This window comes from Burkholderia sp. 9120, assembly GCF_000745015.1.
Classification (GTDB): Bacteria; Pseudomonadota; Gammaproteobacteria; order Burkholderiales; family Burkholderiaceae; genus Paraburkholderia.
In genome coordinates this window covers 3,571,230-3,592,160 of sequence record NZ_JQNA01000002.1, presented here as the reverse complement: position 1 = coordinate 3,592,160, position 20,931 = coordinate 3,571,230, and the positions used below count along the sequence as shown (strand labels likewise).

Below are 20,931 nucleotides of genomic sequence, written 5' to 3'. Positions count from 1 at the left end.
TACCAAACGGAACTCACGGAAAAAATTCCCGAAAAGAACCGGCTTATCCCATTCAGAGTGTTAGTCATTTTTATTCAATAAGCATGGGCATTTTTTAATGCCCGTGGGTATTGACGCGTGTTGCTGTTCGAGTCTGTCGTTGTTCACTATTACACGTCGGCGATGCATTAAAAATAATTCCAATTCAATGCACATTCATCCGCGAAGAGACCTTTGTGAAACGGTAGCTGAACCCATCCACCAAGGAATGAGATGAAACGACACGAGCGTCTTAGAGGCAACTCCCCTCTACGCCAGCGCAAGCTGCCGGCCATAGGGACTTTAGCGGTTGCAATCACACTTCTCGGCGGCTGCGGCGGCGGCGACGGCAGTTCGTCGAACGGCGCGGCGGTAAGCATGCAGCAAACCCCCGCAAGTCAGCAGCTCAATGCCAAGGCCGCCGCGCAGTCGCAAGCGTCGACCGCCAATCAGACCTATATCGATCCGGTCGCCTATTCGTTGAACGCCACGGACGGTCTCACGCCCTCGCAGGTGTCGGAAAAAGCCGCGGTCATGCATTACCAGTGGACCCAGGGCAAAGCGCCGGTCAACTACACGACGACCACCGGCCACCTGACCGCCGCCGACGCGAACGGCAACCCCGAAGCCTCGATGTCCTACGTGGCCTACACCGCGCCGAGCACCAACGGTGCACCGCGCCCGGTCACGTTCGTCTACAACGGCGGCCCGGGTTCGTCGTCGATCTGGTTGCGGCTCGGCTCGTTCGCGCCGACGCGCGTGTCCACGCCCGATCCGGTGTTCGGCAACTGGCCGAACTACCCGCTGGTCGATAACAAGGACAGCCTGATCGACACCACGGACATGGTCTTCATCGACCCGCCGGGCACCGGCCTCTCCGAAGCGGTGTTGCCGAATACGAACCAGAAGTACTGGACGACCGACGCCGACGTCGACATCATGCGCGACTTCATTCAGCGCTATCTGACGGTCAACAATCGCAGCAGTTCGCCGATCTATCTGTACGGCGAATCGTATGGGACGCCGCGTACCGACATGCTGGCGCTCGCGCTGGAATCGTCGGGCGTGCATCTGACCGGCATCGTGTTGCAGTCCGCGATTCTCAATTATTTCGCGGATGCGATCGAAGCCGTCGCCATCACCAATTCGACCAGCGCGCTCGCGCTGGATACGGATACGCTGGCGGGCTATTTTCCGGGCTACGCAGCGGTTGCGTCGTACTACAACCAGGTGTCGCCGGCGCCGGTCAACCAGGGCCTTTACGCGCTGCAAACCAGTCTGTTCGTGACCGCCGAGTACAGCAAGCTCAGACGCTACTCGCAGTCGTGGGTGCTGAGTCAGCTCGGCGCACCGAACGCGCTCGGCAAGCCCGTGTTGCCGAACGACAAGACGCTGCAAGCGTGGACCATTCCGTCCGGTTTGACGATGCAGGCGCTGCAAGGCTACTTCAACGTCAATGGCTTCTCGACGAGCCTGCTGCCCGGCACGACGATCGGCCGGTATGACGGACGCGTGTCGTTGCCGAACTCGGATCCGCGTCTGGCAAGCGACGGCGACCCGTCCGACATTCTGATCTCGCAGCCGTTCACCAACGCGCTGGCGACCCAGATGCCGGACTACCTCGGCTACACGGCGCCGAACGCGACGTATATGCCGCTGAACGACGCCATCATCCAGGTGTGGAATTTCTCGCACGACGGCCAGGCGATGCCCGACACGATCCCCGATCTGCTCGGCGCGCTAACGCTCAATCCGAAGCTGAAGGTGTTGTCGGAAAACGGCTTCCACGATCTGGCGACGCCGTTCTTCAATACCGAGAAACAGTTGGCGCGACTGCAGACGGTGCCCGGCATCAATCCGGACTTGCAGGTCAACTTCTTCCCGGGCGGCCACATGATTTATCTGGACGACACCGCCCGTCCGGCGATGAAGCGCGATCTGGTGCGCTTCTACCGCGGCACGCCGTTGCCTGACGCGCTCGCGCTGTGGACGCTGCCGGCCCCGTGGCGCGACGAAAGTCCCGCCAGCGAGCCGACCGCTACCGCCAACGCTTCCACGCAACTGCCGTCGCCTTGAGCGGCCGGACGAGATGCGCGGTTCGCGATACCCTATTACTCAATTCAGGTGAGTCATCATGTCTCTTTTCACTCAGTTGCGACGTCTCTCCCCGTTGCTCGCGATCGCCGGTTTGATCGGCAGTGCGCATGCGTTACCGCCCCAAGCGGTGGCGCCCGCGACGCCGCCGAGCGGCGCGCTTGGCGTCGACGGTCCGTTCTTTCCGCAGAATCGGGCGGCGCCGGTCGCGCCGTCGACCGGGACCGCGCTGCAGCAACAGGCCCAGCAACGGCTTGAAGCGCGCCTCGGGGCCAACTCGGCACTGAGCAATGGCGCGGCGGTCACGAAGACGCAGGCGCAAACCCAAGGGCTGGGTTTTGTGGCCAAGCACTTCGATCAGATCGACAGCGGGCATAAAGGCAGCGTGACGCTGAGCGATGTGAAGCAGTATCTGCAGCAGCAGGGACGTTAAGCCAGGGGCTTGGTATCTGGCAGTAGAAGTAGAAAAGTAGCAGTAGCTGTTCTGCAAGCGCTCCGGGTTCCCTCAGGAATCGGGAGCGCTTTTCTTTGTGGCGTCGGCGCGACGGGCTGGCTGAGCGGCGTGGACGGTCGGCAGACACGCGCTCATCGCGCCCGCGCGGTCGCTCAGGCCGCGCACCACGACCTCGGACGATTTGCCGTCACGCCTGGCGAGTTCGGCAAGATCGAGCAATGCGGCGTAGCGTGCCGAACAATCCTGCGAGGTTTGTATTTCCCGCTGCTCGCGGGAGGTATCGACATGGGCTGCCACGTAGCGGCTCGTGGCGAGCGCAAGGCTCGCGGCGACGACGATCGTTGCTAATACAGCTGCTTTGCGGCAGGAGCGGATCGTGTGGGTTGCTTGGGCTGCGTGGGCCGCATGAGTCGCATGAGTTGAGCGGATCGCTTGGGCCCCATGAACCGCGACGGGCGACTGCGAAACCGCACGCCGCTCGCCCATCGTCCGATCGCGGCATGACAGCATCCTTGTGAAGATTCTGACTCGCATGACCGGCCTCCTCACGACCAGTGCGCCGGCACCCAGACATTACCGATCCAGTGCCCCGGCACCCACACGACTGGGCGCGGCGCTGGCGCGACATACACGACACGCGGCGCGACATAAACCGCCCGCGGCGGGGGCGGCGGCACGTAGACGACCGGCGGCGGCGGCGCATAAACCACCGGAGGCGGCGGCACATAAACCACCGGCGGCGCGACCACCACCGGCTTGGGCGCAACCACCACCGTCGCGCCGCCCGTCGTAACGACCGCGCCCGTCGTGACAACCCCGCCCGTCGCGACCACGGCCCCACTCGACGTCACCGTATTGCCATGCGTGCCGGTCACGCTCGTCGAAGTCGTCACGACGCCCGGCGCGACCCGCGTGGCCGTGCCGGCGTGATTAACCGTGCCACCGTCCGCACCGGTCACCGTGCCAGAACGCGAACACGTCGCGCCGGCGCAATTGGTCGACGCCGAATGGTCGACCGTGTTGCCGTTCGCCCCCGTGACCGAGCCCGACGACGAATACTGCCCCGGCGCGGTCTTCGTCACCGAGCCGGACGTGGTGGCGGTTTTACCGTCCGGCCCGGTCAGGGAACCGGTATGCGCGCAGGTGCCGCCGGCGCAATTGGTGTCGCCGGCATGCTGGACGGAGTTGCCGTAGCGTCCGGTCGCGGTGCCCGAGTTCGAGAATTGCCCCGGCGCGTTGCGCGTCACCGTGCCGGTGTTGGTGGCCAGACCGCCATAAGGACCGACGACGCCGCCCGCATGCGAGCAACTGCCGCCGCCGCACGAGCCGTAACGCGCGCCGTTATACGTGCCGCGCGAGGTGTACGCGGTGCCATGCTGCGACCACGCGAACGCCGACGCGCTACCTAACGCGAGCACGGCGACGGTGGCGCTGAGCACGAGCTTGCGCAGCGCATGGCGAGTGGAGGAAAGCGGTGTGGCTGAGACAACGCAGGCGGCGTTGGCCGGAGTGGCCGGCGTGGCAAATGAACGGATTTTCACGGTATGTCCTTCTGGGATTCGGGCCACTGCGGTCACTTCGGCGTGGCGACGAACGGACTATAGAAGGATGGCCCGGGTTAATCAGCAACGAACATATGTCGCCCTGTTTCACCACGGAGGAAGCCCGTGCGACAAGGGTTTGCGGGCATTTTGCCGAGGCCGTGACATATCCCGACATAGATCGCCGCAGCGCGATGAGCGGTCGCGGGAGCGTATGGAGCGTACCCGCCGATAGCCGCGCCGCCCGGCATCGCAACGCCCTGCAACGCCATGCAAGCCACACGGCGTGAGCGCTATGCGCGCAGATCGAGAGTCGCCACGGCCGGCATCGACTGCGCGACCCTTACGTTTTTCCGTAAACGCCCGCTTACACGAAATACCCTGTTTTTACCGATGCAAAACCATGTAATCTCTCGGTTTTCTCTCCATCCCGAAATAGATGAACCGAGTGTTGGCCAGCCACCGACGACGACAAGCAGCGCCTGACACGCGTCACCGGCCTATCGCTCTTCATTTACGCTGCACCGCCGCCGTGTTGCTGGCGTGTGGGATCGCCGCTTTCAGCCAGCGCGCGCTGGCCGCCGACTCCGCCTGCCAGGCCGAAGCCGGTCCGCCGGGCCGGCAGTCCGTCGGACTCGTGCTGTCCGGCGGCGGCGCGCGCGGCTACGCACACCTCGGCGTTCTGAAAGTGCTGGAAGAAAATCGCATTCCGGTGGATTGCATTGCCGCGACCAGCATGGGCTCGGTCGTCGGCGGTCTCTACGCGAGCGGGATGACCGCGCAGGACATGCAAAACCGCCTCGCGGGCGTCAACCTCGCGGATATCGCGTTCGACGTCACCGACCGCGCCGATCTTCCGCAATCGCGTCGTGAAGACGAGCGGCTGTATGTGAACAGCCTCGCGCTCGGCTACGGCGCGAACGGTTTCCGGCTGCCGGTCGGGCTCGTGCAGGGCAACCGGCTGCAGGCGCTGTTGCAGGACTGGACCTCGGCGGTGCCGGGCAATGTCTCGTTCGACCGCCTGCCGATCCCCTATCGCGCGATCGCCACCGACCTGCGCACCGGCGAAAAAGTCGTGCTCGACCATGGTTCGCTGCCGCAGGCGATTCGCGCCAGCATGGCGCTGCCCGGTCTGTTCGCCCCCGCCGATATCGACGGACGCACGCTGGTGGACGGCGGCATCGTCAGTAATCTGCCGATCGAAACGGCGCGCGACATGGGCGCCAATGTGGTGATCGCGGTCGACATCGGCTCGCCGCTGCGGTCGCTCGACGCACTGGCGTCGCCCGCCGACGTGATGCAGCAGATGATCGGCATTCTGATTCACCAGAACGTCGCGCGACAACGCGAGCAGTTGCAACCTGAAGACGTATTGATCCAGCCGGCGCTGGGGTCGCTGAGCTTCACCGATTTCGCCAACGCGAGCCAGGCGATCGCGGCGGGCGCCGCCGCCACGCGCGCGATGCTGCCGCAACTCCAGCACCTCGCGCTGTCGCCGGCCGATTACGCCGCGTGGCGCGCGCACCATGGCACGCCGGTCGTGCACCCGGTGCGGATCACACAGATCGAGATCGACTCGCACGGCGCGGTGCCGCAGTCACGCATTCGCAACGCGCTGCACGTCAAACCCGGCGACGTCTACGATCCCGTCGCGCTCAACAAGGACCTGCTCTCGCTCACCACCGCCGGCGACTTCGACAGCGTGAGCCAGCAACTCGTCGACGACGGCGATCAGCACAAGCTCGTGGTCAACGCGCACGAGAAAATGTGGGGACCGAATTTCCTGCTGTTCGGGCTCGGCCTGTCGAGCAGTTCGACGGACGAAGGCGGCTTCCGGCTGCATCTGGGTTATCGCCGTCCGTGGCTGACGGAGTCCGGGCTCGAAGGACGCGTGGACAGCACCCTCGGCAGCGATCTGCTCAACTTTCATGCGGAGCTGCGCCAGCCGCTGTCGAGTTCGTTCGGCTACTACGTCGCGCCGTATGTGGAGTTTCAACGCCGCTACGCAAACATCTACGACGACCCGGGCAACGTCAAGGTCACGCAATACCGCTTGCAGACCGAGCGCGCGGGCCTCGACCTCGGCCTGCCGCTCGCGCGTCTGGGCGACTTCCGGGTCGGCATCGCGTACGCGCACGGCTACGCCACACCTGAATACAATCTGCCGCTCGACGACAGCGCGTCCAATTCGCCGCTGCTGTTCCCCGACATCTACGGCCGGCAGCTCAGCGTACGCGCGCGCCTCGTGATCGATCAGCTCGACGATCCGCTGTTCGCGCGCAAGGGCTATTTCGGCGAATTGCGCGCCGAGCGCTCGCTGTTCGCGGGCGACAACAGTTTCACCGAGGTGTACGCCAAGACCATCGTCGCGGCGAGCTATGGGCGCCACAGCATCAACGCGAGTATCGAGGCGGGCAACGATTTCGGCGGCACCAATCTGACCAATCCGTTCGGCTTCACGTTGGGCGGCTTCCAGCATTTGTCCGCCTACGCTGCCGACCAGCTATCCGGCAACTCGATGGCGTACGCGCAGGTCACGTACATGAACCAGCTCGCCACCTTCAATGCGTCGCCGATTCGCGGCCTGTTCGCGGGATTGAGCGTCGAAGCCGGCAACGTGTGGAATCGCGACTCCGATTTCGGCAGCGGATCGCTGAAACGCAGCGTGACGTTTTTCACCGCGCTGACCAGTTCGTTCGGACCGATCTATCTGGGCGTCGCGTTCGCGCCGGGTGGCCGCAGCAACTTCTATTTCCAGCTCGGCCACACGTATTGATGACGTCTTGAAGTACTGACGTGTCGAGCGTGGCCGCGCCTGCACGGCGTTCGTGTCGTACCGGCCGGGTTCACTTTTCCGGCCAGCGCCGTGGAGCTCACACCGTGCCGACCGGCCAGCTCATTTCGAAGCGCGCCCCGCTCAGCGTCTGCGGGTCGGTCACGGCGATGCGGCCATGATGCGCGCGCAGCACCTGCTGCGTGATCGCGAGCCCGAGGCCATAGCCGCCGGTCTGGCGATCGAGCCGCACGAAGGCATTGAAAATGCGCTCGCGCTGCTCGGGCGGTATGCCGGCGCCGTCGTCTTCCACGTAGATCTCCACGTTGCCGTGCCGCGCGCTCAGGCCGACCATGATGCGCGACTGCGCGTATTTGCTCGCGTTGCGCAGCAGATTGCGCATGGCGTACGACATCAGCCGCTTGTCCATCACCACCCGCAACGCGACGTCGATATCCTTGTGCGGAACGATCTGTTTGTCCGCGTAGAGCAGGGTCGCGTCGGTGATCTGACTGTCGAACCAGGCGGCCAGCGAGGTCGCTTCGAGGTTCGATTGCAGCGAGCTGTATTCGAGGCGCGCGTAAGTCAGGCTCATGTCGATCAGTTCGTCGAGCTCCGTGACGTCCTGGTCGATGCTCATCAACGCACTGTGATATTCGGCGGCGGAGGCCGGTTCGCGCAGGCTCTCCAGCGCAAAACGCACGCGCGCCAGCGGCGTGCGCAGTTCGTGGGAGATGCCGTTGGTGAGTTCGCGCTGCGCGGCGATCAGACGTTCCATGCGTTCGGCCAGCGCGTTCAACGTGCGCGCCAGCGGACCGATGATGACGCTATACGACTCGCGCGCACGCGTGTTGAAGCGGCCGCCGGTGAAGTCGATGGCGCGTTCGCGGACCATCACCAGATCCAGCCAGACGGGACGCATCCAGCGGTAGGCGGTAATGGCCGGCAGCACCAGCGTAACGATCAGGATAGGCAGCAGCACCCGGCTATTCATCAAGGTTTGCCAGAGCGACGGCGTGCTATTGAGCGCCAGCCCGAGTGTGGTGATCGAGAACGCCAGCACGAGCACGGTGAGTGTCAGCAGACGCGTGTAGACCCGTACGTAGAGACGCGACCAGCTCGGAATTCGATCGGCCCGAATGTCGGTCCATGAGCGACGGAAACGAAGCAAACGCCACTTGCAGTAGCGGTAGGGATTGAGTTTTTTTGGCTCCGCTCGGTGTGGCATCTTTCTCTCTGTGCTACGGCGCCAACATGGGCGCCCTTTGAACGAACGCCATGGTTTGCTGCGCTACCGTATCGCGTTCGTTGTCCAGTGTGATCATGTGATAGCTGTCGGTCAAGCGCACCAGCGTCACCGAACGGCTGCCGAGATTGTCGCAGACGAACTCCGCCGAGCGGATGCTCGTCACTTCGTCTTCTTCCGAATGCATCACCAGCGTCTCGCAGGTAACACGCCGCATCGCGCGCTTCGCCGCGAAGCGCATCCAGTCGACCTGTTCGATCGCCGACAGCGGCACATACGGGTAATGAACCCCGCTGCCCTTCTGCAAATGCCGGCGGATCAGGTTGCGAATCCGCGCGTTCTTGATACCGAACGGCTCGCCTTCCGGCACGCGAATCAGATGCCGCAAGCCGGGCACGCAATACAGCAGATAGCGCAGCGGCTGCAGGCGCGAACCGCCCCAACCGTCGAGGAACACCGGCGGCGACAGCAGGATCAAACGGCCGTTGGTCATCCGTTCGCGCGCGCTCAGCATCAACGCGAGCAACGCGCCCATTGAAATACCGGCGACGTCGACGCGTTCATAGCGCGTCAGCAGTTCGCGGTACGTGCGGCTGAGCAGCTTCATGTAGTCGTTCAGCGTCACGCCGCTCAACGCGTCGGGATTCGAGCCGTGCCCCGGGAGCGACGGCAGATGCACGTCGCAGCCGATCTGCTCGAACTTGCGATCGAGCGTGCCGAAATCATGACGTGTACCGCCCAGGCCGTGAATCATCAGCACGGCATGGCGGGAAAGAGGAGAGACGGATGCAGACATCGCGAAACCGGTCGAAGGACAAGTCTGCGATCCTAGTCGCGCGAGGCTGGCGCGACTGTCGATTTGCTGAGGCGACTGTGGATTTTTGTCGCGTCAAATTTCCGTGAATTACGGGACGAAGCCGGCCGCGCCGCTTTGTTAGTCCCACGCCAGCTTGCTGAATTGATAGCCTTTGCCGCGCACGGTTTTGATGCGCTGCGGCGTGCTGGCGTCGTCATGCAGCTTGCGGCGCAGCTTGGAGATGCCGCCGTCGATCGTACGGTCCAGACCATCGAATTCGATGCCGCGCAACTGCCGCATCAGCTCGTCGCGGCTGACCACCTCGCCCGCGCAACTGACCAGCGCCCACAACAGATCGAATTCCGCCGACGTCAGATCGGGCAGGCTGCCGTCCGGCAGCTTGACCGTGCGGCTCGCGCGGTTGATCTCGAACTTGCCGAACACGTAGCCCTCGGGCTGGGCCGATTCCGGCGTGCGCGCGGTGACACGGCGCAGCTGCGCCTTGATACGCGCCAGCAGTACACGCGGCTCGACCGGTTTGTGCACGTAATCGTCGGCGCCGAATTCGAGGCCTAGCACTTCGTCGAACTGCTCGTCGCGCGCGGTCACCATGATGATCACGCCGTCGAACTGCTCGCGCGCCTCGCGGCAAATCTGGAAACCGTCCTTGCCCGGCAGGTTGACGTCGAGAATCACCAGGTCCGGGCGGCGCTTGAGAATGGCCGGTACGGCGTCGTTTCCGTGCAGCACGGTTTCGACTTCGTACTCGTGTTTGCGCAGATAGGCGGCGACCAGTTCGGACAGGCGGTCATCGTCTTCGACAAGCAGTATCCGGAAGGGCATGGGGCGAATCGTTCAGGGCTGACGGTATGAATGGCGGCGTCGGAGGCCGCGTCCGACGCACAGCATAGCTGATGCGCCCTACATCATGCGACACAGACGACAAAACTCGACAAACGCGCAACCAATTCAACAAGGCTGCCTGAAACGCGCCGATAGCATCGCCCCGGTTGAAATAGGCCTAGGAGTTGCCATGACGACTGTTTCCAACCAGACCGCCCGCTCGCCGTGGTTCACGCGAGTCCAGGCTTCCTTCACGGCGATTCAGCAAGCCGCTCACGCCCTCTACCCCGGCACCAGTCTGTTTCACCGTTGGCGGCGCGCCCGCCTGTGGCTGCGCTCGCTGGTGTCCTGGCGTTCAACCCAGGTCTGGCTGAACCGTTGCGCGATTTCGCCGTTGCGCGACCTGGTGCAACGCCACCCTACCGCGCTCGAACGGATGCACCGGCCATTTCTGCACAGCCGTTTCAGTCCGCGTGAGCGCCTGGCGGCGAGCCTGGATCATCATGGGCTGACGCAGCAACGTGTGCCGCTGCTCGCCGCGCGGATCGCCGCGACCGGTTCGGCGGAGATCGCGTCGTTCACGATTGGCGGCGAGCGCTGGTATGTGTCGCTGGAGTCGATCGAGCAGTTTCAGAAGGAAGGCGACTGGACCTTGTGCATTCGCGACGGACGCGACCAGCGCGTTGTGTCCTGCACCTTCAGCCTCGCGTATCTCGGCGGTAAAGTGCGGCGGCCGCGCCTGTGCATCGGCTCGGTGCAAGGTCCGGACCGCACGGTCAACGGCCGCGAGCTGTTTCGCGCGCTGACCAAACGTTGGCACGGACTGCGGCCCAAGGTGCTGGTGATCTATCTGGCGCAATGCGTCGCGGCGTCGCTCAACGCGGGCGGCACGTTTATCGTCTCGAAGCAGGCGCACATCTACGCGAACTGGCGCTACTGCCTGCGCAAACGCCGTGTGGCCGCCGACTATGACGGCCTGTCGCTCGAATGCGGCGCGCTCGCGCGCTGGAACGGCTGGTTCGTGCTGGCGCCGCCGTTGCGCTATCTGGCCGAGCATCAAGGCGCCGATACCGGCAATGCGTTGAAGCGCAAACGCTATGCATTGCGAACCGCGCTCACCGCGCAGATTCGCATGAGCGTCGCGACCAGCCGGGCGAACTGAGACGCGCGCTCATTGCTTCGCTCATTGCTTCGCTTATTACTTCGCTTATTGCGCCGCTTCTTGCGGCGTCACCTGCACGGCCGCCGCCGACACGAACACCGCGTGGATCGTGTCGCCCACCTTGACGCCTTTCAGATCGACGTCCGGACCGACCTCGAGCGTTTGCGTCTGATACGCGCCGCGCAACGTGACGAGGCGGTTCTTGTGATCGATCTTCTGCACGGTGGCGAGCACTTCGATCTGACGCGCCGCTTCGAAGCCGCCCGAGGCCGGCGCGTAGACCTGCGTATCGACGCGCTTGCGAATTCCGTTGTCTTTGCCGGTGACCTTGTCGGCCTTCACGAGCAACGCGTTTTTGTAGAGCACGTCGACCCGGTCGCCGACCTTGAGTTGATCGAAGCCGGCGACCTGCTGGCTCACCAGCACGACGACCGCGTTGCCGCCCGGACCCTTGAGCGTGAGCGTGCGGCTGCCCGGGTCGATACCGACGATCTCCGCCTTCACATGCACCGGCTGCACCGCGCTGACGATACCGCGCGCGGCGCTGGCCATCGCGTCTTGTGCCGACGCCGGCTGACTCGCCGCGAGCGTCGCGACCGTGAATGCTGCTGCCGATAGGGCTTGGGCCAGGGCTGCCTTCATCTCCGCTCTCCTCGAGAAATTGTTCGATCTGGCGTAACGGCGATTCGACACACTGATATGCCGATTTATAACGCCATGAATACCGGTTTTTCAGAACGACAATTTAAAAAAAATACAGCGCGAATGATAGTACATGCCTGACAGGAAGCCGCAATTGTTTGAATATTGACTTCAAGTCGATCGCAAGCCAGCGCAAAGGGCTGGAAAGGCAAGCCGCGGCGCCCTTTCGGACCGCCGCGGCGTTTTTATCCGATTCCGTTCATCGTATTCGATGCCAGCAGAAATATCCAGCCAGCATTAAATACATACTGCACAGACATTGAATCAAAAGCGAATGGGGCGACGCGGCCGAATTGAAAATCGAAACGGGCCTTAAGCCCGAATCAGGCCTCCATTCGATAAACGGCGCGCATCGCCCCAACCGTCATCCCGTCACACGCGTTCAATCGCGATCGCGATGCCCTGGCCGACGCCGATACACATCGTGCACAGCGCGAAGCGGCCTTGCGTGCGATGCAGTTGATACATTGCGGTGGTCACCAGGCGCGCGCCGCTCATCCCCAGCGGATGGCCGAGCGCGATCGCGCCGCCGTTCGGATTCACGCGTGCGTCGTCGTCGGCGACACCGAGTGCGCGCAACACGGCGAGACCTTGCGACGCGAACGCCTCGTTCAGTTCAATCACGTCGAATTGATCGAGGCGCATGTTCAGCCGCGCCAGCAACTTTTGCGTGGCGGGCGCCGGGCCGATGCCCATCACGCGCGGTGCGACGCCGGCCGTCGCGATGCCGAGCACACGGGCGCGCGGCGTGAGGCCGAAGCGCCGGGCGGTTTCCTCATTCGCGAGCAGCAGTGCCGCCGCGCCGTCATTCACGCCCGACGCGTTGCCCGCCGTCACCGTGCCGTCCGGCCGCACCACGCCTTTGAGTTTCGCGAGCGTTTCCAGACTGGTCTCGCGCGGATGCTCGTCCTGCAACACCGTGACCGGGTCGCCCTTCTTCTGCGCGATCGTCACGCCGACGATTTCCTGCGCAAGCGTGCCGTCGCGTTGCGCGCGAGCGGCCTTCTGCTGGCTGCGCTGCGCGAACGCGTCCTGATCGGCGCGGCTGATGCCGTAATCCGTCGCGACGTTTTCGCCGGTTTCCGGCATCGAGTCGACGCCGTAGAGCTGCTTCATCAGCGGGTTGACGAAGCGCCAGCCGATCGTTGTGTCGAAGACATCAGCCTGGCGCGAAAACGCGCTGGTCGCCTTGCCCATCACGAACGGCGCGCGGCTCATGCTTTCGACGCCGCCCGCCAGCATCAGCGCCGCCTCGCCCGATTTGATCGCACGCGCGGCGATCCCCACCGCGTCCATGCCCGAACCGCACAGGCGGTTCACCGTCGAACCCGGCATGTCTTTCGGCAAGCCGGCCAGCAGCAGCGACATGCGCGCGACGTTGCGGTTATCTTCGCCGGCCTGATTCGCGCAGCCGTAGATCACGTCGTCGACCGCGTTCCAGTCAACCTCCTTGTTGCGCTCCATCAGCGCTTTGAGCGGCACCGCGCCCAGATCGTCGGCGCGAACCGACGACAACGAGCCCGCATAGCGGCCGATGGGGGTGCGAATCGCGTCGCACAGGAATGCTTCGGTCATAGGAATGTCTCCGGTCGATGTGCAATTTGTTCGTTACACGAACACAAGGTCATATATCGAACAATCAGACTCGATAATAGGCGCGTGGCGGAAACCATGTCAAGCGCGGACCGTCCCGCGCCGGCGAATCTGCGCCGGGCGACCCGTGTCGTTCGAAGGATCAGACGATTGAAGCGCTCGCGCCGGCGCGTCTGCTTCGGCGCCGCCCACACGAGGCCCGTGGCACGCTTCAGCGAATCGCGATGCGCTCGTCGGCGATATAGCTGCGGATCACGTCGGCGAAGCTGCGCTCGCCGCTCAGGCCCAGCCGTTCGGCGCGCGACGTATCCCACCGCCCCGGCCAACTGCCGACGATCTTTTCCACCCGCGCATCCGGCTCCCACAGAATCCGCTGAGCGACGGCATCGCCCGCGACCTCGCGCAGCGCGGCGACCATCTCGTCGACGCTCACCGAAATCCCCGGCAGATTCAGCACCCGCTGGTTGCCGAGCGCGGCGGCGTCGAGTTCGAGCCCGGCGATCAGGCTCTCGATCGCCTTGCGCGGCGACAGCAGCCACAGGCGCGTCGAACCCGCCACCGGGCACACGGCCGTTACACCGTTCAACGGCTCGCGAATGATGCCGCTCGCGAACGACGACGCCGCCGCATTCGGCTTGCCCGGCCGCACGCTGATGGTCGGCAGCCGCAGCACCCGGCCGTCGACGAAACCGCGCCGCGAATATTCGTTGAGCAGCAACTCCGCGATCGCCTTCTGCGCGCCGTACGACGACTGCGGATTCAACGCGGTGTCGTTCTGCACGACCTCGGGCAGATCGCCGCCATACACCGCCACCGAACTCGTGAACACCACGCGCGGCCGATGCCCGCGCTGCCGGCAGATGTCCAGCAGCAGGCGCGGCGCGTCCAGATTGATCCGCATGCCGAGATCGAAATCCGCTTCGGCCTGGCCGCTCACGATCGCGGCGAGATGGAAGATCGTCGTGGTTTTCTCGTCGATCGCGCGCTCGAGCACGCTGCGCTCCGCGATGTCGCCCACTTCCGTGCGCACGCGCGGATCGCCGAAATCGTCGCCGCGCACCACGTCGAGCAGCACCAGTTCGGTGAGCGCTTGCGGCACGCCTTGCGCGTCCTTCAACGCACCACGCGCGAGCAGTTCACGGGCGAGCCGCTGACCGAGAAAACCCGCGCCGCCGGTAATCAGAACCTTCATGATCGGTTTTCCTTTTTTCGTCGGGGTGCGTCGGGATTGCGTCGTCGTTCAGGCGCGGTTAGCGGGCGGCGGCGTCCAGATACGGCTTGAGCCAGCCAAGCCCCGCCGACGTCCCCGCGCGCGGCCGGTATTCGCAGCCGATGTAGCCGTCATAGCCGAGCGCGTCGATCAACTCCAGCAGATAGGGGTAGTTCAGTTCGCCGCTATCGGGCTCGTGGCGCTCCGGCACGCCCGCGATCTGAATGTGGCCGATGCCGGCCATGTCGCGTTTGAGTTTCACCGCGAGGTCGCCTTCCACAATCTGGCAGTGGTAACAGTCGAACTGCACCTTCAGATTCGGCGCGCCCACTTCCGCGCAAATCGCCTGCGCGTCGTCCTGGCGGTTCAGAAAGAAGCCTGGCATATCGCGCAGGTTGATCGGCTCGATCACGATCAGGATGCCTTCGGCTCGCGCCGCCTGCGCGGTATGCGCGAGGTTGCGCAGATACACGTCGCGATGCTGCGCGCGCGGCTGATCGGCGCCGATCAGGCCGGCCATCACATGCAGCTTGCGATTGCCGATAACGCGCGCGTAGTCGAGCGCCGTGTCGATGCCGCGGCGAAACTCGTCCTCGCGGCCCGGCAACGACGCAAGGCCGCGCTCGCCCGCCGCCCAGTCGCCGGGCGGCGCATTGAAGAGCGCCTGGGTCAGACCGTGGGCGTCGAGTCGCGCCTTGATCTCGTCGGCGCGGAAGTCGTAGGGAAACAGGAACTCGACCGCGTCGAAGCCGTCTTTCGCCGCGGCGGCGAAGCGGTCGAGGAACGCGTGCTCGTTGTACATCATCGTCAGGTTCGCGGCGAAACGGGGCATGACAGCAACTCCAGGAAAACGGATGGATTCTGCGCGCGCGGCATGAGCGGGAAAACCTGCGCCGCGTGCGCGATTCGATTCATGGCTTAAACAGCGGTACGGCTCGGTTCGGTTCGACGCGGTTCGGTTCGACTCGCCTCGGCTCGGTTAAGGCTGGAGCCACCTTCCACTACCAGCGCGCCCCGAACACGGCGCGCAACTCGTCGAGCGCGGTTTCGCTCAGCGGCGCCGGCCGCGGATTCGTCATCAACCACAGGCGCGCGGTCTCTTCGAGTTCTTCAAGCGCGTACGCGGCCTGCGCGACGGAGCGCTCCCACACCACCGGACCGAGCCGTTCGAGCAGCACCGCGCGAACCCGATCGGCCAACGCGGCGATCTGCTCCGCCACCTGCGGATCGCCCGGCCGACGGTAGCGTATCAGCGGCACGTGGCCCACTTTCATCACGTAGTACGGCGTGATCGGCGGCAGCACGTCGGCCTCGCTCCAGACGCCCGCCAGCGTCAACGCGACCAGATGCGTCGAATGCGTATGGACGATGCCGCGCGCCGCGCTGTTGCGGGCATAGATGCCGCGATGCAGCGCCAGGGTCTTCGACGGCGGGCCGCCCGACACCGCGTGACCGTCCAGATCAACTTTGGCGATGTCGGCCGGATCGAGCCGGCCGAGACAGGCGTCGGTCGGCGTAATCAGCCAGCCGTCGTCGAGTCGCGCGCTGATGTTGCCGGCCGTACCGACCGTGTAGCCGCGCTGGTACAGACTCGCGCCGGTCGCGCAAATTTCCTCGCGCACGCGGGCTTCGTTCGTGATGAGCAGAGCGGGCTTGCCGGTCACGACACGGCTCCGTCGAGATGACGCAACGCTTTGGCAAAGAAATCGGTCGAGCCGAAGTTGCCGGATTTCAGCGCGAGCGCGAGCGGTTCGGAATCGGTCGCCGTCGCGACGGTGGCCGGCACGCCCGGATCGATTTGCGCGCCGATGCGCAGCGTGCGCACGTCGAGCGCCTGCACCACCGCGCCCGATGTCTCGCCGCCTGCCACCACGAACCTGCGCACGCCACGCTCGCGCAAGCCGCGCGCGATCGCGGCCAGTGTGGCCTCGACCAGATGCCCCGCCTGATTGACGCCGAGTTCGCGCTGCACCGCGTTGACTTCGTCGGGCGTGGCGGTGGCGTAGATCAGCACCGGCTCGGCGCGTTCGAGGTAGGGCTGGGCAAACGCCAGCGCCTGCTCGACCACCGCCTCGCCGCGCGCCACCGCGAGCGGATCGATGCGATACGCGGGCCGTGTCTCGCGCCATGCCGCCACCTGGGCGTTGGTTGCCTTCGACGCGCTGCCGGCCAGCACCGCCGACAAGCCTTCCACACGCGGCAACTCAGCAGCGTCGGCGTGATCGGCGAGCAGCCCCGCCTCGCGGAAATTGCCCGGCAAGCCCAGCGCGATGCCCGAGCCACCCGTAATCAGCGGGAACTCGGCGCACGCGGCGCCGAGCGTGTAGAGGTCGGCGTCGGACAGCGCATCGGCGATCGCCATTCGCACGCCCTGCCCGCGCAACGCGTCGAACGCCTCGCGCACGGCCGACACGCCTTCGGCCACGGTGTCGTAACGCACCAGACCGACTTGCGAGCGGGTCTGCCGTTGCAGCACATTGACCAGGTTGGCGTCACGCATCGGCGTGAGCGGATGGTTTTCCATGCCCGACGCGTTCAGCAACGTATCGCCCACAAACAGATGGCCGCGAAAGATCGTCCGGCCGTTCTCGGGAAACGCCGGACAGGCGATCGTCAATGCGCCCGCGCCGCCTTGGGCGGACAACGCGTCCAGCAACGCGTCCGTGACCCGACCGATATTGCCGGCATCGGTCGAATCGAAGGTCGAGCAGTATTTGAAAAGAAACTGGCGGCATCCTTGCGCGCGCAACCAGTCGAGCGCGGCAAGCGATTGCGCGACCGCGTCGGCGGCGGGAATCGTGCGCGATTTCAGTGCGACCACCAGCGCATCGGCCGCGAAAGTGTCGGCTGATTCAGCCGCCGTCGGCACGCCGATGCTCTGCACGGTGCGCATGCCGCCGCGCACCAGCATGTTGGCAAGATCGGTGGCGCCGGTGAAGTCGTCGGCGATGCAGCCGAGCAGCGCGCGGCGTGAAGTGGCGGTCATGGCGGGGACTCCGGGCTGACTTCGCTCGCGGCGGGTGGATTGCCGGGGAAGATCCTGTCGAACATCGATACCCCGATGGATCAAGTCGTCGGCTCATCATACAAAGTCCGTCTGCCGGGAGCATCCACGCTAACCCTGGGATTTTTGCTCGAAACCAGCGCGAAGTTGGCGAAACAGAAGGCTTAAGCTATCGTCACGGCTTTGCGCGGTGCGCCGCCCGCGCTTTCCCGAACGCATCCTTCAAGGTCCATGAGCCAAGCCCTGCCGCCGTCTTCCGCCGTTCCTGCCAGCGCCGATCCGGCCCCGGACAAACCGGGCGACTCGTATGTGCAGTCGTTCGCCCGGGGGCTCGCGGTGATTCGCGCGTTCAACGCCACGCGCCCGGAACAGACGCTCACCGACGTCGCCACCGCCACCGGCCTGACGCGCGCCGGCGCGCGGCGGATTCTGCTGACCCTGCAGACGCTCGGCTACGTGGAAGCCGAAGGCCGCCTGTTCCGCCTCACGCCGAAGATCCTCGACCTCGGCTTCGCGTATCTGACCTCGATGCCGTTCTGGAATCTGGCCGAGCCGGTCATGGAAGGCCTGTCCGCGCAAGTGCACGAAAGCTGCTCGGCGGCCGTGCTCGATCGCACCGAGATCGTCTATGTTCTGCGTGTGCCGACGCACAAGATCATGACGATCAACCTGTCGATCGGCAGCCGCTTGCCGGCGTATTGCACGTCGATGGGCCGCGTGCTGCTGGCCGCGCTCGACGACGACGCACTTGAAGCGACGCTGAGCTCCGCGCCGCTCTACGCACACACGCCGCGCACGGTCACCGACAAGGAAGAGCTGAAGAAACTGATCGCGCAGGTGCGCCGCCAGGGGTGGGCAATCGTCGATCAGGAACTGGAAGGCGGACTGATTTCACTGTCCGCGCCGATTCGCAACCGCCAGGGGCGTGTGATCGCGGCGATGAACATCAGCGGCAACGCCCAGCGCAATTCGGCGAAGCAAATGGTGAAGGCGTTTCTGGAGCCGCTGCAGCAGGCTGCGCAGACCGTGTCGGAGATGGTGGCGCGGCGCGGGTGATAACGCCGGGTCCTTGCCGGCCCCGCTCGGCCCCACCACGAAGAATACGCCCGCCGTGATGGCGGCTACGCCGCCTCATCCAGACCAATGTCGACGCACGCCGCCGCCTGGCAGATCTTGCTGGTGGAGATGAAGTCGACGCCGGTCTTCGCAATCGCGCCGATGGTCGCGAGGCTGATGCCGCCCGACGCTTCGAGCTGCACGCGGCCACCGACCCGCTCGACCGCGCGCGTCATGTCTTCGACCGACATGTTGTCGAGCATGATGACGTCGACGCCCGCTTCGAGCGCGTCGTCGACCTGCTCGATACGATCGCACTCCACTTCGAGCTTGGTCAGCACCGGCAGTTGCCGGCGCGCGCGCTGGACGGCCTTGGCAATGCCGCCGCACACGGCGATATGGTTGTCCTTGATCATCACGCCGTTGTCGAGACCGAGCCGGTGATTCAATCCGCCGCCGCACGTCACCGCGTGTTTTTCGAGCATCCGCAGGCCCGGCGTGGTCTTGCGCGTATCGATCAGGCGCGCCCGCGTGCCGGCAACGGCGGCCACATACTGCGCGGTCAGATTGGCGATGCCCGAGAGCCGCTGCACGATGTTCAGCGCCGTGCGCTCGACGGTCAGTATGCTGCGCGCGACGCCGCGCACGTCGAGTAGCACCGCGCCCGGCCCGACCTTGTCGCCGTCCTTCACGCGCACAACAATATCGAGCGTTGGGTCGTAGCGCCGGAACACGCGCGCGGCGACATCGATACCGGCGACGATCAGTGGCTCGCGTGCATTCATGTAGAACGCGCCGGTCTCGTGCGCGTCGATCATCAACTGCGCGGTGAGGTCGCAGCAGCCAATGTCCTCGGTCAACCACAGGTCGATCAGGCGGTCCGTCTGGAATACGTCGTACATGGTGTCCTTACCTTTTTTAACGGGGTGAATTCAATCGGGCAAAGCCGCTCAGCGATGCCTCAGGCGCCGGTCGGCCATCGTCAGCAGACCGTTGCACAACAGCGCGAACACGGTCAGAAACAGCGCGACGGCCATGATCGTGCGGATATCGCCGAGATTCATCGCGCTCGTCAGCAGATAGCCGAGGCCGCGTTGCGACGCGAACATCTCGCCGATCAGCACGCCGAGCAACGTCAGCGAAAAACCGAGCCGCAGGCCCGCGACGACCTCCGGGAAGATTGCCGGCAGCACGACGTGGACAACCGTGCGCCACGGCGACAGCCGCATCGTCTTCGACGCGCGCAGGTACGCCGGCCGCATCTGGCGGATCGCGTTCATCGTGAACATCAGGATCGGGATCAGGCCGTGCATCACGCCGAAGGCAACCTTCGCCGACAGACCGAGCCCGAACACCAGTAGCACCAGCGGATACAGCGTCACCTTGGGCAGCGAATACAGGTTCAGCAGGATCGGTTCGACGACGAGGCCCGACAGACGGTTCACGCCAAGCAGCACGCCGAGCGCGACGCCACCTGCTAGCGCGATGACCAGCGCGTATGCGAGCGCGCGTGCAGTCTCGCCGACATTGCCCCAGAACGCTGCCGTGCCGAGCATGCCGGTCAGCGCCTGCACGGTGCTCCACGGCGAACCCATCGCGCTGTCGCCGACCGCCCAGTGCAGACACTGCCAGCACGCGACGATCGCTACGGCGACCAGCAGCGAATCGGTGAAACGCTTCATGACGGGTGCTCCCAAAGCTCACGCGGTGGTCGACAGGGTCATCGCTGCCGGCGCGCCTGGAACCGGTGATCGATCCGGTTCAGCACGAAGTTGACCAGCGTGACGAGCAGCAGAACGAACAGCATCAGCGAGTACATGTCGTCGTTCTGGAAGTTGTTGTACGCATAACCGATCGCGTAGCCGATGCCCGATCCGGACAGGATGAACTCCGACGCGATCACGCCGATGAACGCATACGCGACCGACAGCTTGACGCCGGTGAACAGGTACGGCAGCGTCGCGGGCAGCTTGACGTGCAGCGCCGAGCGCCACGGCGACAGCCGCATCACCTGGGCGCCCTCATGCAGCGCGCGCGGAATGCGGTCGAGCCCGTTGAGCGTCGCCGTAATCATCGTGACGACGGCGAGCATCACGGCGACCGCGATGATCGGCAGCGAGCCGACGCCGAGCAGCACGATGAAGACCGGATAGAAGATGAAGGTCGGCACCGCGTAATAGGCCGACAGCAGCGGCTCGAGCGGGCGCCGCACCGACGGCAGCGCGTGCAGGACGAGCCCGAACACGAAGCCAAGCAGCACCGACACGACCGATGCGGCAACGATGTCGAGCAGGCTCGTGACGATATCGTGGTCGAACTTGCCGCCGCGCAGCATGTCGATGCCGTGCGTCACCATCGCGGAAGGCGGCACCAGCACCGCCGCGGAAATCACGCCGGTGCGGCACAACAGTTCGACGAGCGCGAAGAATGCTGCCACGA

Annotated in this window: 19 protein-coding genes; 5 read left to right on the top strand and 14 right to left on the bottom strand. The window is 64.8% G+C overall.

Annotated features, from left to right (window positions below; genetic code table 11):
• Window positions 1-252: 252 nt before the first annotated feature.
• Both FA94_RS24365 and FA94_RS24360 read left to right on the top strand, forming a co-directional pair.
• Window positions 253-2,094 (top strand): S10 family serine carboxypeptidase-like protein, encoded by a 1,842-nt coding sequence (locus tag FA94_RS24365; protein ID WP_035556062.1) that lies wholly within the window; start codon window positions 253-255, stop codon window positions 2,092-2,094.
• A 58-nt stretch (window positions 2,095-2,152) separates the two neighbouring features.
• The gene (locus tag FA94_RS24360; protein WP_035556061.1) at window positions 2,153-2,545 is read left to right on the top strand and encodes a hypothetical protein; all 393 of its coding nucleotides are present in this window, start codon (window positions 2,153-2,155) and stop codon (window positions 2,543-2,545) included.
• A gap of 72 nt (window positions 2,546-2,617) precedes the next feature.
• On the opposite strand, the gene FA94_RS39565 is transcribed toward FA94_RS24360, so the two are convergent.
• Entirely contained in the window at window positions 2,618-3,100 is a 483-nt protein-coding gene (locus FA94_RS39565; protein ID WP_063771796.1) for a hypothetical protein, read from the bottom strand.
• 11 nt (window positions 3,101-3,111) lie between these two features.
• Window positions 3,112-4,107, bottom strand: a complete 996-nt coding sequence (locus FA94_RS24350; protein ID WP_035556059.1) for a hypothetical protein — start codon at window positions 4,105-4,107, stop codon at window positions 3,112-3,114.
• A 439-nt stretch (window positions 4,108-4,546) separates the two neighbouring features.
• Between FA94_RS24350 and FA94_RS24345 the strand changes: the two genes are divergently transcribed.
• Window positions 4,547-6,883, top strand: a complete 2,337-nt coding sequence (locus tag FA94_RS24345; RefSeq protein WP_081936087.1) for a patatin-like phospholipase family protein — start codon at window positions 4,547-4,549, stop codon at window positions 6,881-6,883.
• 97 nt (window positions 6,884-6,980) lie between these two features.
• Here FA94_RS24345 and FA94_RS24340 read toward each other — a convergent pair whose 3' ends face one another.
• The 3 genes from FA94_RS24340 to FA94_RS24330 form a co-directional block, all read right to left on the bottom strand.
• Window positions 6,981-8,108: an ATP-binding protein gene (locus FA94_RS24340; protein ID WP_035556058.1), complete on the bottom strand. Its 1,128-nt coding sequence runs from the start codon at window positions 8,106-8,108 to the stop codon at window positions 6,981-6,983.
• A 13-nt stretch (window positions 8,109-8,121) separates the two neighbouring features.
• Window positions 8,122-8,922: an alpha/beta hydrolase gene (locus tag FA94_RS24335; protein WP_051980712.1), complete on the bottom strand. Its 801-nt coding sequence runs from the start codon at window positions 8,920-8,922 to the stop codon at window positions 8,122-8,124.
• A 138-nt stretch (window positions 8,923-9,060) separates the two neighbouring features.
• Window positions 9,061-9,765: a response regulator gene (locus FA94_RS24330; protein WP_035556054.1), complete on the bottom strand. Its 705-nt coding sequence runs from the start codon at window positions 9,763-9,765 to the stop codon at window positions 9,061-9,063.
• A gap of 190 nt (window positions 9,766-9,955) precedes the next feature.
• Here FA94_RS24330 and FA94_RS24325 point away from each other — a divergent pair, with 190 nt between their 5' ends.
• Window positions 9,956-10,927 (top strand): DUF535 family protein, encoded by a 972-nt coding sequence (locus FA94_RS24325; protein ID WP_035556052.1) that lies wholly within the window; start codon window positions 9,956-9,958, stop codon window positions 10,925-10,927.
• A gap of 45 nt (window positions 10,928-10,972) precedes the next feature.
• On the opposite strand, the gene FA94_RS24320 is transcribed toward FA94_RS24325, so the two are convergent.
• The 6 genes from FA94_RS24320 to otnK all read right to left on the bottom strand — a co-directional run bounded on the left by FA94_RS24320 (window position 10,973) and on the right by otnK (window position 17,418).
• Window positions 10,973-11,569, bottom strand: coding sequence for a hypothetical protein (locus tag FA94_RS24320; RefSeq protein ID WP_035556051.1), 597 nt, complete (start codon window positions 11,567-11,569; stop codon window positions 10,973-10,975).
• Window positions 11,570-12,001: 432 nt separating this feature from the next.
• On the bottom strand, window positions 12,002-13,204 hold the full coding sequence (gene pcaF / locus FA94_RS24315; protein WP_035556049.1) for a 3-oxoadipyl-CoA thiolase: 1,203 nt from the start codon (window positions 13,202-13,204) through the stop codon (window positions 12,002-12,004).
• A gap of 229 nt (window positions 13,205-13,433) precedes the next feature.
• Window positions 13,434-14,414, bottom strand: a complete 981-nt coding sequence (gene denD, locus FA94_RS24310; protein ID WP_035556047.1) for a D-erythronate dehydrogenase — start codon at window positions 14,412-14,414, stop codon at window positions 13,434-13,436.
• Window positions 14,415-14,472: 58 nt separating this feature from the next.
• Window positions 14,473-15,264 carry a 2-oxo-tetronate isomerase gene (gene otnI / locus FA94_RS24305; RefSeq protein WP_035556045.1) on the bottom strand — a complete coding sequence of 264 codons (792 nt, stop codon included), beginning with the start codon at window positions 15,262-15,264 and terminating at the stop codon, window positions 14,473-14,475.
• 169 nt (window positions 15,265-15,433) lie between these two features.
• Entirely contained in the window at window positions 15,434-16,096 is a 663-nt protein-coding gene (gene otnC, locus FA94_RS24300) for a 3-oxo-tetronate 4-phosphate decarboxylase (RefSeq protein WP_035556044.1), read from the bottom strand.
• Window positions 16,093-17,418, bottom strand: a complete 1,326-nt coding sequence (gene otnK / locus FA94_RS24295; RefSeq protein ID WP_035556042.1) for a 3-oxo-tetronate kinase — start codon at window positions 17,416-17,418, stop codon at window positions 16,093-16,095. Before otnK ends, otnC begins: the two co-directional genes overlap by 4 nt.
• Window positions 17,419-17,667: 249 nt before the next feature.
• On the opposite strand from otnK, the gene FA94_RS24290 reads away from it, so the two are divergent.
• On the top strand, window positions 17,668-18,492 hold the full coding sequence (locus tag FA94_RS24290; protein ID WP_035556040.1) for an IclR family transcriptional regulator: 825 nt from the start codon (window positions 17,668-17,670) through the stop codon (window positions 18,490-18,492).
• 65 nt (window positions 18,493-18,557) lie between these two features.
• Here the strand turns inward: FA94_RS24290 and nadC are convergent, their stop codons facing one another.
• From nadC to FA94_RS24275, 3 genes are read right to left on the bottom strand one after another with little or no spacing between them, the layout of a single operon-like run.
• Window positions 18,558-19,394: a carboxylating nicotinate-nucleotide diphosphorylase gene (nadC, locus tag FA94_RS24285; RefSeq protein WP_035556038.1), complete on the bottom strand. Its 837-nt coding sequence runs from the start codon at window positions 19,392-19,394 to the stop codon at window positions 18,558-18,560.
• Between the two features lie 48 nt (window positions 19,395-19,442).
• Window positions 19,443-20,174 (bottom strand): ABC transporter permease, encoded by a 732-nt coding sequence (locus FA94_RS24280; protein ID WP_051980711.1) that lies wholly within the window; start codon window positions 20,172-20,174, stop codon window positions 19,443-19,445.
• 38 nt (window positions 20,175-20,212) lie between these two features.
• A complete protein-coding gene (locus FA94_RS24275; RefSeq protein ID WP_231585022.1) occupies window positions 20,213-20,929 on the bottom strand; it encodes an ABC transporter permease in 717 nt (238 codons plus the stop codon).
• Window positions 20,930-20,931: the final 2 nt, after the last annotated feature.